This window comes from Duganella sp. Dugasp78, from assembly GCF_059491455.1.
This window is the reverse complement of record NZ_CP168506.1, coordinates 1,022,400-1,037,443: the sequence shown is the minus strand read 5'-3', so window position 1 is coordinate 1,037,443 and position 15,044 is coordinate 1,022,400. Positions and strand designations below refer to the sequence as shown.

Sequence of the window (15,044 nt, the reverse complement as noted above, 5' to 3'; positions counted from 1 at the left end):
CCAGCATGCGCATCAACGAAAGGCGTTCCCTGGGGCGCCGCCTTCGCCCGTACTTCACCGTTTTCGACGTGCCGCTGATGCTGATCATCTGCGCGCTGCTGTCGGTCGGCCTGGTCACGCTGTACTCGGCCGGCATCGGCATTCCCGGCAAGGTGGAAGACCAGCTGCGTAACATCTTCCTGGCCTTCATCGTAATGTGGTTCGTGGCCAATGTCACGCCGCAGATGATGATGCGGATCGCCGTGCCGGCGTATGTGATCGCGGTGGCGCTGTTGATCGGCGTGGCGCTGTTCGGCACCATCAAGCTGGGTGCGCGGCGCTGGCTGCACGTGGGCGTCGATATCCAGCCGTCCGAGTTCATGAAAATCGCCATGCCGCTGATGCTGGCCTGGTTCTTCCAGCAGCGCGCCGGCCACCTGCGCTGGCAGGACTACGGGATCGCCGCCGTGCTGCTGGCGATACCGGTAGGCCTGATCGTCAAGCAGCCGGACCTGGGCACCGCCTTGCTGGTGGTGGCCGCCGGCTTCTGCGTGATCTTCCTGGCAGGCCTGGCATGGAAGGCGCTGATCGCGCTGTTCGTGGCCGCCGCCGCCAGCCTGCCGGTGATCTGGTCGGTGATGCACGACTATCAGCGCGAGCGCGTGATGACGCTGATCGATCCGACTTCCGACCCGCTGGGCAAGGGCTTCCACATCATCCAGTCCACCATCGCCGTGGGTTCGGGCGGCATGACCGGCAAGGGCTGGACTCACGGCACCCAGGCCCACCTTGAGTTCATCCCCGAACGCACCACCGACTTTATCTTCGCCGTGTTCTCCGAGGAGTTCGGCCTGACCGGCAACCTGGTGCTGATGTTCCTGTACCTGCTGCTGATCGGCCGCGGCCTGATGATCGCCGGGAATGCGCCCAACTTCTTCACGCGCCTGCTGGCCGGCGCGATCACGATGATTTACTTCACCTACGCCTTCGTCAACATGGGCATGGTCAGCGGCATCCTGCCGGTGGTTGGCGTGCCGCTGCCGTTCATGAGCTACGGCGGCACCGCGCTGTTGACGCTGGGCCTGGGCGCCGGCATCCTGATGAGCATCCAGCGCCACCGCAAACTGGTGCAGACCTGATGCGCGTGCATGACGGGCGCACGCTGTGGCAACGCGTGCGGCCTTATTTCGCTGTGTTCGACGCGCAGCTGGCCATCATCATGTTGTTGCTGCTGTCGGTGGGGCTGGTCACGCTGTACTCGGCCGGCATCGCGATTCCCGGCAAGGTGACGGACCAGCTGCGTAATATCTGCATGGCCTTCCTGGTGATGTGGGTGGCGGCCAACACGCCGCCGCAGATGATGATGCGCGTCGCCGTGCCGGCCTACGCGCTGGGCGTGGCGCTGCTGGTGGCGGTGGCGCTGGTGGGCACCATCAAGGGCGGCTCGCGCCGCTGGCTCACTGTCGGCATGCAGCTGCAGCCGTCCGAGTTCATGAAGATCGCCATGCCGTTGATGATGGCCTGGTTCTTCCAGCGGCAGCAGGGGCAGCTGCGCTGGCATTCCTACCTGATCGCGGCGCTGCTGCTGGCGATACCTGTCGGCCTGATCGCGCGCCAGCCCGATTTGGGTACGGCGATGCTGGTGGTGGCGGCCGGCGCCTGCGTGATCTTCCTCGGCGGCCTGTCGTGGAAGGCGATGGCAGTGCTGGGCGCGACGGCTTGCGCCGGCCTGCCGGTGCTGTGGGCCGTGATGCACGACTACCAGCGCGACCGCGTGCTGACGCTGATCGATCCCTATCATGACCCGCTGGGCAAGGGCTTCCACATCATCCAGTCGATGATCGCCATCGGCTCGGGCGGCGTAAGCGGCAAGGGCTGGACCCACGGCACCCAGGCGCACCTGGAGTTCATCCCCGAGCGCACCACCGACTTTATCTTCGCCGTGTTCTCCGAGGAGTTCGGCCTGACCGGCAACCTGGTGCTGCTGGTGCTGTACCTGCTGCTGATCGTGCGCGGCCTGAATATTGCGGTCAACGCTTCCACCTTCTTTACGCGCCTGCTGGCGGGCTCCATCACCATGATCTACTTCACCTACGCCTTCGTCAACATGGGCATGGTCAGCGGCATCGTGCCGGTGGTCGGCGTGCCGCTGCCGTTCATGAGCTACGGCGGCACCGCATTGATGACGCTGGGCCTGGGCGCCGGCATCCTGATGAGCATCCAGCACCACAGCCGCGGCGTGCGCGGCGGCGCCACCGCGCGCGCCTGGGGAGCGACCGCATGACGGAGATTAAGGACACGGAGCGCGAGCTCCAGGAGTTCCGCGCCCGCGTCACGGTACTGGGCGCGATGGTGTTCATCTGTTTCGGCCTGCTGCTGGCGCGCTTCATCTGGCTGCAAGTGGTCAAGTACAACGACTTCGCCGTCAAGGCGGAGGAGAACCGCATCGCCATCGTGCCCATCGTGCCCAATCGCGGCCTGATCTTGGACCGCAACGGTGTGGTCCTGGCGCGTAACTACTCGGCCTTTACGCTGGAGATCACGCCGTCCAAGCTGGTCATGACGCTCGATGAAACCATCGACGAGCTGTCCAAGCTGATCGAGATCGAGGTCAAGGACCGCAAGCGCTTCAAGAAGCTGCTGGAGGAATCGCGGGGCTTCGAGAGCGTGCCGCTGCGCACCCGCCTGACCGACGAGGAAGTGGCGCGCTTTTCGGCGCAGCGCTTCCGCTTCCCCGGCGTGGAGGTGCAGGCGCGCCTGTTCCGCCAGTATCCGCTGGGCGAGACGGCGTCGCACGTGATCGGCTTCATCGGCCGTGTCAGCCGCGCCGAGGCCAAGGCCATCGAAGACACCGACGATGCCGCCAACTACAAGGGCACCGACCATATCGGCAAGGAAGGCCTGGAGAAGAGCTACGAGAAGCAGCTGCACGGCGCCACCGGCTACGAGGAAGTGGAAGTATCGGCCGGCGGCCGCGCCATCCGCACCTTGTCGCGTACACCGGCGGTGGCGGGCAGCAACCTGATCCTGTCGATCGACATCGAACTGCAAAAAGTGGTCGAGGAAGCTTTCGGTGAGCGGCGCGGCGCGCTGGTGGCGATCGAGCCGTCGACCGGCGACATCCTGGCCTATGTGTCGCGGCCCGGCTACGATCCCAACCTGTTCGTCGACGGCATTGACGCGCAAAGCTGGAACGACCTCAATACCTCGCTGGACCGGCCGATGGTGAACCGTCCGCTGTCCGGCACCTACGCGCCGGGTTCCACCTTCAAGCCCTTCATGGCGCTGGCAGCGCTGGAGCTGGGCAAGCGCACGCCCAGCCAGGTGACCTACGATCCGGGCTTCTACAACCTGGGCGGCCACCAGTTCCGCGACGACGTGGTCGGCGGCCACGGCTCGGTCGACATGCGCAAGTCCATCGTCGTCTCCTGCAATACCTACTACTACGCGTTGGGCCACGACATGGGCATCGACGCCATCCACGGTTTCATGCAGCCCTTCGGCTTCGGCCAGCAGACCGGCATCGACCTGGAAAACGAAAAGACCGGCGTGCTGCCGTCGCAGGACTGGAAGCGCAAGCGTTTCAAGGGTGCGGCGGGTAAGTGGGTGGGTGGTGATACCATCTCGGTCAGCAATGGATCGGGCTACAACGCCTACACGCCTTTGCAGATCGCGCACGCGGTGGCCAACCTGGCCAACAACGGAGTGGTGATGAAGCCGCACCTGGTCAAGATCGTCGAGGACAGCAAGACGCGCGCCCGCACGCTGACCGTGCCGAAGGAGAGTTATCGGATTCCGCTCAAGCAGGAGAATATCGATTTTATCAAGGGCGCGATGGTCGGCGTGACCACCGAGGCGGGCGGCACGGGTGCGCGCGCCTTCGCCGGCGCCGGCTACACGGTGGGCGGCAAGACCGGCACCGCGCAGGTGATCACGATCCGCTCCGGCGAGAAGTACAACGCCGCGCGCATAGCCGAACGCCTGCGCGACAACGCGCTGTTCACGGCGTTCGCGCCGGCCGACAAGCCGCGCATTGTGCTCGCGCTGGTGGTGGAAAACGCCGGCAAAGGCGGCGCCGAAGCGGCGCCTATCGCGCGCAAGGCGCTGGATTACTACCTGCTGGGCAAACGCCCGGCCGAAAAAGACACCACCAAGGTGCCGAAAGAAGATGCGGAAACGGTGCTGCCGGTCGAAGGGCAGACGCTGGAAGAACAAGCCGCGGCGGCCGAATTCGAACGGCGCGCGCCGACGCAGCCCGATGGCGCTGTGCCGGCGGCACCTGCCGCCCCGCTGCCGTCGGCACCGACTGCGCCCGTGCCGGCAAACGCCGCGCCGGCCACGCAGCCAGTGCCGCCGACGCGGAAAAAACTGTAAGGAAGAACGCAATGCGCATGAACCGTATTTTGAACGTCTGCACCGGACTCGCCATGCTGGCGCTGGTCGGCTGCGGCACTGCGCCTACCGTTACCGATACCACCACGACGCCGAAGGCGCCCCGTACCTCCGGCCCGGTCATCAAGGCGCCGTCCAGCGGTAAGCCGGATGCCGGCCTGCCGGTGCTGCCGCCGGCGAATTCGGGACGCGGCGGCTACTACCAGGACGATGGTCCCGGCGATGCGCCGCCAGCCAATCTGGCCGACGTGCCGGACGCCGACGTGCGCAACGATCCGCTGCTGCCGTACTCCAACCGTCCCTACGTCGTCTTCGGCAAGACCTATACGCCGATCACCGGCAACCAGCCGTTTACGCAGATTGGCGTCGGCAGCTGGTATGGCAAGAAGTTCCATGGCCAGCGTACCTCGTCCGGCGAGATCTACGATATGTACAAGATGACGGCCGCGCATCCGACGCTGCCGATTCCATCCTATGCGCGCCTGACCAATCTGGTGAGCGGCGCGGTGGTCATTGTGCGCATCAACGACCGCGGGCCGTTCCATGCCAACCGCGCCATCGACGTGTCGTACACGGCGGCGCTGAAACTGGGCTTGCTGGGCAAGGGCAGCCACGAACTCCAGATCGAACGCATCCTGCCGGATGAGGTGGACCGCATGCTGGCCACGCGGGCCGGCGTCTCGGGCACGGTGTCGCCGCGCTTGCAGTCGCAGTCCTCGCAGAGGAAGACGTCTTCGGGCGGCTTGGGTGGCGGCCCGCTGATGTTGACGCCGTCGACAACGCTGAGCGAGCCGCTGGTGCTCGCGCCGAAGGCCATGCCTGGTGCGTCGTCCTCCGAAGCGGAAGCCTTGATGCTGACCGACCGCGCGCCGGCCAGCGCCGAAACGCTGGCGGCCAGCACTGCCAAGGGCGGCTTCTACCTGCAACTGGGCGCTTACTCGCGCGCGGAGAATGCTGAGGTAGTGCGCAACAAGCTGTCCGGCAGCGGCTTGAATGGATTGGAAGTGGTGCAGGGCGGCTCCGTGCACCGATTGTTCACTGGCCCGTTCTCGACCCGTCAGGAAGCGCTCCAGGCGGCGCAAGGCTTGCCGTCATCGTTGCATCTTAAGCCTATCGTCGTCCAGCGCTGATCCGGTCACAGGGCAGGCCACAACACCAGCGCCGTCGTCACCACTTCGACCATGTCGATGACCAGCATCCAGGCGGCCGACAAGCGCCCCTGCATGTATGCGCCCAAGGCCCAGAAGCCTCCCATCGCCGCCGTGATCGCCAACGCGGAGCGGGCGTAGGAGAGCGCCGCCGAATGCCACAGGCACGCTGCGGCGACCGTTACGCAAAGGCCGAACTGGGCCAGCGCGAGGTATTGGCTTCGAGCGGTCAGTGGCGGATCGTAGCTTGATCGGGCGGCATCCAGGTCGAACGGCTTGCAAGGTAGTGCAAGATCGGCGGGCCGCCAGCCCGGATGTTTCAGCCAGATCTTTACCTTGTCGGACCAGCGCTTGGCCTGCCGCGAGAGGTTCAACAAAACCCAGTATTCCGACACGATGGCCCAGGCGGGATCCCAGCTGTTCAAGGGACTGCGCGTGCCGTACACGCACGGCTCATCTTCCTCGGCGAAGGTGCCGAACATCCGGTCCCAGATGACCAGCATGCCGCCGTAGTTTTTGTCCAGGTACTGATCGTTGACGGCGTGATGCACGCGGTGGTTGGACGGCGAAGAGAATATCCGGTCGAACCAACCCAGTTTGCCGATGTGCTCCGTATGTATCCAGAACTGGTACAGCAGCACGATCAAGCCCGCCACCGCGAACTGCTCCGGTTGCACGCCCAGCAGCGCCATCGGCAGATAGAAGGCCCAGCCGATGAAGATCACGGAACTCTCCTGCCGCAGCGCGGTGGAGAAATTGAAGTCCTGGCTTTGATGATGGACCTGGTGGGCGGCCCACATGACGGCGCATTCGTGGCCCATGCGGTGCAGCCAGTAATCGCAGAAATCGAACAGCACGACGGCGGCGATCCAGCCATACCAAGAGGACCAGAAATCCGTCAGCGACACCAGGCGAACCTGATCGAACGCCAAGGTGTACAGGCCGATTTGAAATAGCTGGGTGAGCACCGCGACCAGCTGGCTGATCAAGCCCTGGCTAAGACTGCTCAAGGCGTCGTTGAGGCGATACGTATTGCGCTGCTTCAGCCACCCGTAGGCAAATTCCGCCACGATCAGCAGAAAAAACACAGGGAAGATCAGGACGATGAATTGTTCCATATAGAAGGGGCGTTGATGGTTAGCCGATAGTTTGCCAGATTCTCTTGAATGCCGTATCGGGCGAATATATTCAAAGGCCGGGCTGTATAATTTTCTCTTTCGATCGACTACCAGAGACCATGCGACAGAAAATTCGAGACGAAATCTTATCGATCTCTCCTGGCGACGATTTGGAGCGCCATGATATTCTCGGTTGCCTTGCGTGGGTGGACTCTGGCGTGGACTTGTGCCGTGTAACGAAGCCGGCAACGCCGCCGATGCATCTCGTGTCGTATTTTGCCGTCATCGACGATGGGCATGTGCTGCTGGTCGATCATCGCAATGCCAGGCTATGGCTGCCGCCGGGTGGGCACGTCGAACCCGGTGAGCACCCTCGCGTGACGGTTGCTCGTGAGCTGGAAGAGGAGCTTGGCTTTGCGGCGCCACATCCCATTGGGCCGCCGCTGTTTGTGACAGTGACCGAGACAGTCGGGCTGACCGCTGGGCATACAGACGTCTCGTTATGGTACGTAGTCCGCGCGAGCCGACATCAAAGCATCAAGTTTGACGAGCGCGAATTTGAGGGCGTTCGATGGTTCCCGTTCGATGAAGTTCCGCTTGAACGCGCAGACCCGCATATGAAGCGGTTCCTGATCAAATTGGCATTTGACGAAAGGTACTCATGAGTTTCGGGAATTTCTATGAAGTCGATGACAGCGCACGCCGCCTGCTGACAGGCTGCACAAGCAAGAGTGAGTGGTACGGCGCCTTGGGGCAGTTGGCTCTTGAAGCCTGCCCGACCTTGGAAGCGGAAGAATCTCTTCCAGCATGGGAGTCGGTATTGCAGGGGATGGACGGATCCTTAGCCACGATTTTTTCCGGCGAATCACGCGCCGAGAGGGATGGATTCGCCGATCCAGATGTGGTCTTTCTCGGTGCTGTTATGGTGAAATCAATCGCCGAAGAACTGGGTAAGAAAGACCAAGCCTTTTTTGAAGACATCCTAGATGAAGCTGGTTTTGATGAAGAGGCGTGGCTGTATGAACCGATGCGCCGCTTCTTTGATGACGCGGCGGCAGGCCATAAGGGGGTAATCATTTTATGGGGCGGATGAGCTTTCAACGAGAAAACTGCAAGCCTGTCGTTGCGCCGGGTGAGCGTAAATTGGCGCTCGAGCTGTCGCGTACCCGAATGTCCTTCGCGAGTCTCGCCAGCGATGCGGGCGAATACGTTCAGGTGGCAGGTGGGCCTGGCCTGTTTCTGCTGGAGCGCCATCAAGCCGACGGCACCCACTACCGCGCGTCGCAGGATACACCGGTGGTATCGCATCCCGATGGAACGAAATTGGCATTTAGCGGCGGGAGCGTACCGATGGCCCAGCGCGACTGGTTTCTCCTGCAGCAGGTGATAGAAGTCTTTCTTGCCTTTGCAGAGAACCGTGAATGGCCGCCATATGTTTGCTGGAACCAGGTGGAGCTTCACGCGCTTAGTCGCAAGTCCGCCGTCGGTTAGCGCTAATTTCCCGGTTGATCGTGTTAGACCGGATGAACGATCAGGACCACCAAAGTATTATTCAGTACGTGCGGAATAAGGCCCACAATATACGCGTGTTTGAAACCCTTCTCGCGCCATGCGATGAAGGCGCACGACAGCACGAAGAATATCCAGGCCGTGCCGGCAAACCTGGCGAGGCCCAAGGTCGCGTGAAGCGCGCCCCACACCAGACCCGAGATCATGGCCATAAGGCCTTTGTTCGATATGAAAGTGGACAAGACGGCCAGCAGTCCAGCCAACATGAAGGTTTCGATGACCGGGGAAATAACGATGGCGCCGATGGCGTCGCCAACCGACGTGCTGACAGCCGGCGGGACGGATCGCGAGGCGTTAAGTGGAGTGAGTGATAGTCCCAGCTGCCATAGGCCTGCAATGGCTATCGCGGGCAAGGTCGCCAACATGGATGTCGTGAAGATGTACTTCCAGAGCGGCGTATTGGTATTGAAAAGATACTGCGTTAGCTTATGCATCAGGGACCTTGAACAAGTGCGGATGCTAATCCGCCGACAGCAATTGCGCCAGCCGCTCGGTGCGGAAGCGCTCGACGACAAATTCCACGAAGGCCCGGGTCTTGGCCGGCAGCAGCTTCTGCGCCGGGTAGTAGATCGATACGGCCCCGCCGTCCACATGCCAGCTTGGCAGCACTCGCACCAGCGTGCCCGCGTCCAGATGCGCCAGCGCTTCCGAGTAGTTGATCAAGGCGATGCCCAGGCCGAGGGCCGCCGCGTCGCAGGCCGCGCCGGGATCGCTCATCGTCATGCGCACGCGCAGCGTGACGGGCGCCTGCTGCTTGCTGCGATTGATTAGTGCCCACGGACGTATCCGGCCCGTTTGCGGTGAGCGAATCAGAATGCCGTCATGCTCATGCAGGTCGGCGGGCGACTTCGGCGCGGGATGTTCGGCCAGGTAGGCCGGCGACGCCACCAGCACCCGGTTCGCCGGCGCCAGCTTGCGCGCGACCACGCCGGGCGACAGGTCGATGCCGCCGCCCAGCGCGGCGTCGAAGCTTTGCGCGATCAGGTCCACTGGACGGTTGTCGAAAGCCCAGTCGGGCGAGATGGCGGGATAGCGCTCCAAGAAATCGCCCAGCATTGGCACGATGTACTTGCGGCCGAAATTGGTCGGCATGCTGACCCGCAGCGTGCCGGCGGGCTGGCCGCCGGCGCTGGCCAGGTTGGCGACCGCGTTCTGTATCGTCGACAGGCTGCCGCCCACTTCATCAAGGAACTGCCGTCCCGCTTCCGTCAGCGACAGGCTGCGCGTGCTGCGCTGGAACAGGCGCACGCCCAGCCTAGCCTCCAGCCGTGCGATGTTCTTGCCGACTGCGGCCGGCGTCAGCCCGAGCCGGCGCGCGGCTTCCGAGAAGCTTCCCGCTTCGGCGCTGCGCACGAAACACTCGATGCTGATCATGGTTTCCATGATTTTTATTTTAAACCAATTGGATCAACTGCTTATAGTAATTACAGTCTAGTCGCAACATAATCTGCGGAGGATTCTGAAGGCTCCAACTCACCAACCAGGAGCTTCAAATGATCAACGGTAAAATCGCATTTGTACAAGGCGGCTCGCGCGGCATCGGCGCAGCTATCGCAAAACGGCTGGCGCGCGACGGCGCCACTGTGGTACTGACGTATTCCAGCTCGGCCGACCGAGCCGCGCAAGTTGTGGCGGAGATTGAAGCCGCCGGCGGCAAGGCGCAAGCCGTGAAAGCCGACAGCGCCGACGCCTCCGCGCTGAAAGCCGCCATCCGCAACGCGGCGGAGGCCCACGGCCGCATCGACATCCTGGTCAACAACGCCGGCGTGCTGGCGATCGCGCCGCTGGAAGAATTCACGCTGGAAGATTTCGACCGCACGCTGGCCGTCAACGTGCGCAGTGTGTTCGTGGCGACCCAGGAAGCGGCACGCCACATGGGGCAGGGCGGACGCGTGATCACCATCGGCAGCACCAACGCCGACCGTGTGCCTTTCGCCGGCGCCGCGACCTACGCCATGAACAAATCGGCGCTGGTCGGCCTGACCAAGGGCATGGCGCGCGACCTCGGCCCGCGCGGGATCACCGTCAACAACGTGCAGCCAGGCCCGGTCGATACCGAGATGAACCCGGACGGCAGCGATTTCGCCGGCGCCCTGAAAGCCATGATGGCCTTGCCGCGCTATGGTTCGGTGGAGGAAATCGCCAGCTTCGTGTCTTATCTGGCGGGGCCGGAAGCCGGTTACATCACCGGCGCCAGCCTGTCGGTTGACGGCGGCTTCGGCGCGTGACGCGATAGGCAGCAGCTGACGCTATTTGCAGGCGTGGCTTTCCGCGTTCGGGTAAGCGGCGCGGAGTTGTTCCAGCTTGGCCTTGAGCTCCGTATCCACATCGCGGAACTGGAAGGCCAGCAGTTTGCTGCCGCTCATGCGCGGCGCCACGCGCGCGGTGCGCACGCCTTGCTTCATCAGCGCGGCCAGCTGGTTCTGCGCCGCGTTTTCGGTCTTGAACACGCCCAGCGAAATCCCCCAGCGCAGCGGCGAGTTGTCGTTCATGATGAAGTAGTTGGTCACGCCGAGCGCGCGCAGTTCGCCGGCTTTCTTGTCGGCGCCTTCCTTGCTGCCCTGCGGCGGCATATAAACGATATAGCTCGATACTTCGGTGCCCGGCAGGTTGTGGCGCGACTGGCGGTCGCCCAGGTTCAGCGGCGCCAGCTGGGCTTCGAAGCGGCGCGCGTCGGCCAGCACGAAGCTGCCGATTTCCACGCAGGCCAGCACTTCCGGCGCCGGCTTGGCGCTGGCGGCGGCGCTGGCCGCAGCGGCGGTCGCGGCCGAGGCATCATTGGCCTTGTCGGCGGAGATGATGGCCAGCTTGTTGGCGTTGAGTTGGTTGAGCAGGCGCTCCGGTTCGCGCTCGTTGCCGCTGAAATGGCCGAGATAACCTTTGCCGTACGCGAACAGCGCGGCATTGATGGCGACCAGCGACCAGAAAATAAATTTCAGCACGGCGTTTCCTTGGTTTCTATTGCGCGATTCGATATCACGTCATTCCCGCGCAGGCGGGAATCCATACTGAGCTACTGCGCATGCCGGCCATGGATTCCCGCCTGCGCGGGAATGACTGCTATTCGGCGGCAGCATGCAAACCGATTAACACGATATTCTCGACGATACGGTAAGGCACCTTCAGCATCGGCGCGATATACGGCGCCGCGCCGCCGGAGATGATGCACTCCGCCGCACCATGCCGCGCGAACGCGTGCTCGATGGCGCCGCTCTGCGCGGCCAGGCAGCCGCTCAGGATGGCGTCGTCGGTATTGTCGGCGAATCCGTCCGGCAGCTTACCGTCTTGCGCAATTTGCGGCAACTGCGCCGTGTTGCGCGCCAGCGAACTGGCCATCAGGCCCAGTCCCGGCAGTATCATCCCGCCCAAGAACATGCCGTCGGCGGTGATGGCGTCGATGGTGGTGGCGGTGCCGCAGTTGGCGACGATGACTTCCTGTCCGGCCGCCAGCGCGTGGCCGGCGATGGCGGCGGCGAAGCGGTCGCACCCCAGTTGCGCCGGGTTGCGGTAGCCGTTGGTCACGCCGGCCAGCGCCGGCAGCGAGGCAAACCATTCGATCGCCTGCTGCGGCAGGATCATGGCCGGGAAGGTCCGTTGCAGCACGTATTCCAGCTGCACGCGCAGCGCGCCGCCGGCCACGTTGGCGATCAGGATGCGGTCGACGCCGCGGTCGGCCACCGCCTCGCTCAGGTGCAGCTCCAGCTGTTGCAGGTCGGCGTGCATGACGGCGCCGTGGGCGATCCATGCGCCCAGTTCAGCGTCGGTTTCGGTCAGCGCCCATTTGACGCGGGTGTTGCCGGCGTCGATCAGTAGAATCATGATAGTCCGATAGAGTTGGATAAACGCAGCGAGACGTCGCCGGACAGCACTTCGGCGCGGCCCTGCTCCGTGTCGAGCATCAGGCGGCCGATGGCGTCGACGCCGGCGGCGCGGCCTTGCTGCAGCACCTTGCCTTGGTCGAGGATGACGACTTCCTGGCCCTGCCACGCATGCAGCAGGTTCCAGCGCTCGGCGAAGGGCGCGAAGCCGGTGTCGTCGAATTCGGCCAGCACGGCGGCCAGGCGGCTGAGCAGGGCGGCCATCAGCTGGTTGCGGTCCATCTTGGCCAGCCATGGCGCGGCGGCCACTTCGCGGCCGATCTGCGCTTCCAGCTCGTCCGGCATGAGCAGGTTGATGCCGACGCCGATCACGGCCCAGATGGCGCCGTCGCCGTCCTTGCGGGCGGCCTGGGTTTCGACCAGGATGCCGGCCAGTTTTTTACCGTCGCGCAGCAGGTCGTTGGGCCACTTGATCTGCACCGGCACGCCCAGCGAGGCGATGGTCTCGGCCAGCGCCACGCCCACCGCCATCGGCAGGCCGGACATGCGGTGCAGCGGTCCCTTGAAGCGCCAGGCCAGCGAGAACATCAGCGCGGCGCCGGGCGAGGACAGCCAGCTGCGGCCGGCGCGGCCGCGTCCCGCGGTCTGGTTGGCGGCGATGCGCAGCACCGGGCCATCGAGCGTGTCGATGCGGGCCAGCAGGTCGGCGTTGGTGGAGCCGGTTTCGGCGACGGTTTCTATCGCCACGTGCGAGGCGCTGGTGGCGCAGTGGAGGCGGATGGCGTCCGCAGCGAGGATGCTCATGTCATGGCCTTGCGTGGCTTGTGCGGCGCCTTGGCGAAGGCCAGGTCGTAGAGTGGATTCGGCAGCATGCGCAGCAGCTTGGCGACGACGCCCATCTGCCACGGGATCACCTTGTAGCTGCTGCCGGCGGCGATGGTGCGCGCGGCCTTGGCGGCGAATTTGGCTGGCGCCATCAGGAACGGCATCGGGTAGGGATTCACCTGCGTCATCGGCGTGTCGATGTAGCCTGGGCAGAGGGTGACGACGCGGATGCCGTAGGGCTTCATCTCCAGCCGCAGCGATTCGCAGTAGCTGATCACGGCCGCCTTGGAGGCACTGTACGCCTCGGCGCCGGGCAGGCCGCGGATGCCGGCCACGCTGCCGATGCCGACCAGCCGCGCCGGCGTGCGTTGTGCCTTCATCGCCGGGATAAACGGCGCGAACGTGGCGGCGGTGGCGACCACGTTGGTGGCGATGACGGCTTCGAATACGGGGATGTCTTCGGCGAACTCGGTCAGCGTGCCGACCGAGATGCCGGCATTGGCGATCACCACGTCGATGCCGCCGGCGTGCGCCATGAAGGCTTGCGCGGCGGCGGCGATGGCGGCGTGGTCGCGCACATCGACCGCGTAGGCGCGGTGGCGTTCAGGATTGGGGAGAGTGGCGATCAGCTGGTCCAGCATCGCGCTGCGGCGGGCCAGCAGGCCCAGTGTGGCGCCTTGCGCCGCATATTCGGCGGCGAGGGCCGCACCCAGGCCGCTTGAGGCGCCGGTGATGAAGATCCGCTCCGGCCCGGCGCCCTGTTTGTCCATCTTTATTTCTTTTCCGCTTTCGCCTTGGCGACCAGGAAGTCCATCACTTGCGTGGCTTGGGCGTGCAGTTCCGCCTCGGTGGTGGCCGACTTGGTGCCTTCGTTGGCCATGGTCGGCGAGGTGACGTATTTGCCGTCGATGGCGATCATCGGCCACGAGTCGACGCCGTAGGTATCCATCAGCGAAGTCGCGCGGCGCACGCTGCCGGCGACGCCCAGGCCGCGATAGGTCTCGATGAACTTCTGGCGGTCCACGCCCTGCTTGGCGATGAAGTCGAACACCATTTCATCGCGGCTCATGCGGTTGTGGTTGACGTGCATCTCGGTGAAGATCTTGGTGTGCATGGCGTCGGTCAGCAGGCCCATGGCGCTGAGCGTGAAGAACAGCTTCTGCTGCGGCAGGTCGGTGCCGCTGCGCGAGATGTGCACGCGTTTGAAGGCGATGGCGTCGCCCTGTTTCTTGACCCAGGCCGACAACGACGGATCGAAAGCGAAGCAATGCGGGCAGGCGTAGTCGAAGAACTCGATGACTTCGACCTTCTTGCCGCTGTCGACCGCTTGTGGCGTCGGCAGCGTTTTGTATTCGACGCCGTTTTTCGGATCGGCAGGGGAGGCCGACGACAGGGCTGCAACGCTCAACATTACTGCACCAATAATGAATTTCATGAATCGCATCTGGATACTCCTGGTTTATTTCTGCTTATTTCTGCTTATTTCTGCTTATTTCTGATTACGCACGACGGCGACGTCGATGCCGTTTTCGGACAACTTGCTACGAACCTTGTTCATCGCTTCGACCTGGTTGAACGGGCCAAGGCGCACGCGGTGCAGCACGCCGGTGTCGGTGGCGCGGTCCGAGACGTTGGCCTCGAAGCCCAACAGGGCCAGCTTGGCGCGGGCGCTTTCGGCGTCGCCGATCTCGCGGAACGCGCCGGCTTGCAGGTAGTAGATGAATTTGTCGTCGCCGCTGTCGGCTGCAGGCGCCGGCTTGGCCGGCGTCGGCGTGATGTTGGCGGCGGCAGGGATGGCCGCCGGCGCTGCAGCCTTGGGCTTTTCAACCGGAGCGGACGCCGGTGCAGGCGCAGGTGCCGCTGGCGCGGCCTGGATCTTGTCGACCACCGCTTGCAGCGGATCGGACGGAGGCGGCGCCTTCGGCGTCTCCTTGGCAAAGTCCTTGGCCGCTTCGCGTACCGCGTCCTTGTTGCCGTACATAGGCTTGTTCGGATCGGCCGCTTGTCCCGCAGTCGGTTCCGCAACCTTGCTGGCACGCCCCTTGTCGGTGAACGGCGTCGAGCCCTTGTTGATCACCAGCGCGACGACGACGGCGATCGCCAGGCCGATGACCAGGCCGATGACGATGCCGATGATGGTGTTGCCGTGCTGGCGCGAACGTGGAGTGGTGCGAGGGCTGGTGCGGAAATTCATT

The 15,044-nt window shown here is 63.9% G+C and carries 17 protein-coding genes; 8 read left to right on the top strand and 9 right to left on the bottom strand.

The window, feature by feature from the left end; translation table 11 throughout:
- Positions 1-5 precede the first annotated feature (5 nt).
- The 4 genes from rodA (ACEN9O_RS04655) to ACEN9O_RS04640 are packed head-to-tail and all read left to right on the top strand — an operon-like array spanning position 6 to position 5,501.
- The gene (rodA, locus tag ACEN9O_RS04655; RefSeq protein WP_495616475.1) at positions 6-1,118 is read left to right on the top strand and encodes a rod shape-determining protein RodA; all 1,113 of its coding nucleotides are present in this window, start codon (positions 6-8) and stop codon (positions 1,116-1,118) included.
- Positions 1,118-2,263: a rod shape-determining protein RodA gene (rodA, locus tag ACEN9O_RS04650; RefSeq protein WP_495616474.1), complete on the top strand. Its 1,146-nt coding sequence runs from the start codon at positions 1,118-1,120 to the stop codon at positions 2,261-2,263. The genes rodA (ACEN9O_RS04655) and rodA (ACEN9O_RS04650) overlap by 1 nt, the downstream gene beginning before the upstream one ends.
- Positions 2,260-4,353, top strand: coding sequence for a penicillin-binding protein 2 (gene mrdA, locus ACEN9O_RS04645; RefSeq protein ID WP_495616473.1), 2,094 nt, complete (start codon positions 2,260-2,262; stop codon positions 4,351-4,353). The genes rodA (ACEN9O_RS04650) and mrdA overlap by 4 nt, the downstream gene beginning before the upstream one ends.
- 11 nt (positions 4,354-4,364) lie before the next feature.
- Positions 4,365-5,501, top strand: coding sequence for a septal ring lytic transglycosylase RlpA family protein (locus ACEN9O_RS04640; RefSeq protein ID WP_495616472.1), 1,137 nt, complete (start codon positions 4,365-4,367; stop codon positions 5,499-5,501).
- A 5-nt stretch (positions 5,502-5,506) separates the two neighbouring features.
- Here ACEN9O_RS04640 and ACEN9O_RS04635 read toward each other — a convergent pair whose 3' ends face one another.
- Entirely contained in the window at positions 5,507-6,637 is a 1,131-nt protein-coding gene (locus ACEN9O_RS04635) for a sterol desaturase family protein (protein ID WP_495616471.1), read from the bottom strand.
- Between the two features lie 119 nt (positions 6,638-6,756).
- Here ACEN9O_RS04635 and ACEN9O_RS04630 point away from each other — a divergent pair, with 119 nt between their 5' ends.
- Genes ACEN9O_RS04630 through ACEN9O_RS04620 form a run of 3 tightly spaced genes read left to right on the top strand, consistent with a single transcriptional unit; the run spans position 6,757 to position 8,128 of the window.
- Positions 6,757-7,302: an NUDIX hydrolase gene (locus ACEN9O_RS04630; protein ID WP_495616470.1), complete on the top strand. Its 546-nt coding sequence runs from the start codon at positions 6,757-6,759 to the stop codon at positions 7,300-7,302.
- The gene (locus ACEN9O_RS04625) at positions 7,299-7,730 is read left to right on the top strand and encodes a hypothetical protein (protein WP_495616469.1); all 432 of its coding nucleotides are present in this window, start codon (positions 7,299-7,301) and stop codon (positions 7,728-7,730) included. Before ACEN9O_RS04630 ends, ACEN9O_RS04625 begins: the two co-directional genes overlap by 4 nt.
- The gene (locus ACEN9O_RS04620; RefSeq protein ID WP_495616468.1) at positions 7,727-8,128 is read left to right on the top strand and encodes a hypothetical protein; all 402 of its coding nucleotides are present in this window, start codon (positions 7,727-7,729) and stop codon (positions 8,126-8,128) included. Before ACEN9O_RS04625 ends, ACEN9O_RS04620 begins: the two co-directional genes overlap by 4 nt.
- A gap of 23 nt (positions 8,129-8,151) precedes the next feature.
- Here the strand turns inward: ACEN9O_RS04620 and ACEN9O_RS04615 are convergent, their stop codons facing one another.
- Positions 8,152-8,640 (bottom strand): hypothetical protein, encoded by a 489-nt coding sequence (locus ACEN9O_RS04615; protein WP_495616467.1) that lies wholly within the window; start codon positions 8,638-8,640, stop codon positions 8,152-8,154.
- 25 nt (positions 8,641-8,665) lie between these two features.
- Positions 8,666-9,589 (bottom strand): LysR family transcriptional regulator, encoded by a 924-nt coding sequence (locus tag ACEN9O_RS04610; protein WP_495616466.1) that lies wholly within the window; start codon positions 9,587-9,589, stop codon positions 8,666-8,668.
- 110 nt (positions 9,590-9,699) lie between these two features.
- On the opposite strand from ACEN9O_RS04610, the gene ACEN9O_RS04605 reads away from it, so the two are divergent.
- Positions 9,700-10,434 carry a 3-oxoacyl-ACP reductase family protein gene (locus ACEN9O_RS04605; protein WP_495616465.1) on the top strand — a complete coding sequence of 245 codons (735 nt, stop codon included), beginning with the start codon at positions 9,700-9,702 and terminating at the stop codon, positions 10,432-10,434.
- 21 nt (positions 10,435-10,455) lie between these two features.
- Here the strand turns inward: ACEN9O_RS04605 and ACEN9O_RS04600 are convergent, their stop codons facing one another.
- The 6 genes from ACEN9O_RS04600 to ACEN9O_RS04575 form a co-directional block, all read right to left on the bottom strand.
- Positions 10,456-11,148: an SPOR domain-containing protein gene (locus ACEN9O_RS04600; protein ID WP_495616464.1), complete on the bottom strand. Its 693-nt coding sequence runs from the start codon at positions 11,146-11,148 to the stop codon at positions 10,456-10,458.
- Positions 11,149-11,266: 118 nt separating this feature from the next.
- Positions 11,267-12,025 (bottom strand): type III pantothenate kinase, encoded by a 759-nt coding sequence (locus tag ACEN9O_RS04595; RefSeq protein ID WP_495616463.1) that lies wholly within the window; start codon positions 12,023-12,025, stop codon positions 11,267-11,269.
- Positions 12,022-12,828: a biotin--[acetyl-CoA-carboxylase] ligase gene (locus tag ACEN9O_RS04590; protein WP_495616462.1), complete on the bottom strand. Its 807-nt coding sequence runs from the start codon at positions 12,826-12,828 to the stop codon at positions 12,022-12,024. The genes ACEN9O_RS04595 and ACEN9O_RS04590 overlap by 4 nt, the downstream gene beginning before the upstream one ends.
- Positions 12,825-13,619 carry an SDR family oxidoreductase gene (locus ACEN9O_RS04585; protein WP_495616461.1) on the bottom strand — a complete coding sequence of 265 codons (795 nt, stop codon included), beginning with the start codon at positions 13,617-13,619 and terminating at the stop codon, positions 12,825-12,827. The genes ACEN9O_RS04590 and ACEN9O_RS04585 overlap by 4 nt, the downstream gene beginning before the upstream one ends.
- A gap of 2 nt (positions 13,620-13,621) precedes the next feature.
- The gene (locus ACEN9O_RS04580) at positions 13,622-14,260 is read right to left on the bottom strand and encodes a thiol:disulfide interchange protein DsbA/DsbL (protein WP_495616460.1); all 639 of its coding nucleotides are present in this window, start codon (positions 14,258-14,260) and stop codon (positions 13,622-13,624) included.
- 78 nt (positions 14,261-14,338) lie between these two features.
- The gene (locus tag ACEN9O_RS04575; RefSeq protein ID WP_495616459.1) at positions 14,339-15,043 is read right to left on the bottom strand and encodes an SPOR domain-containing protein; all 705 of its coding nucleotides are present in this window, start codon (positions 15,041-15,043) and stop codon (positions 14,339-14,341) included.
- Position 15,044 lies beyond the last annotated feature (1 nt).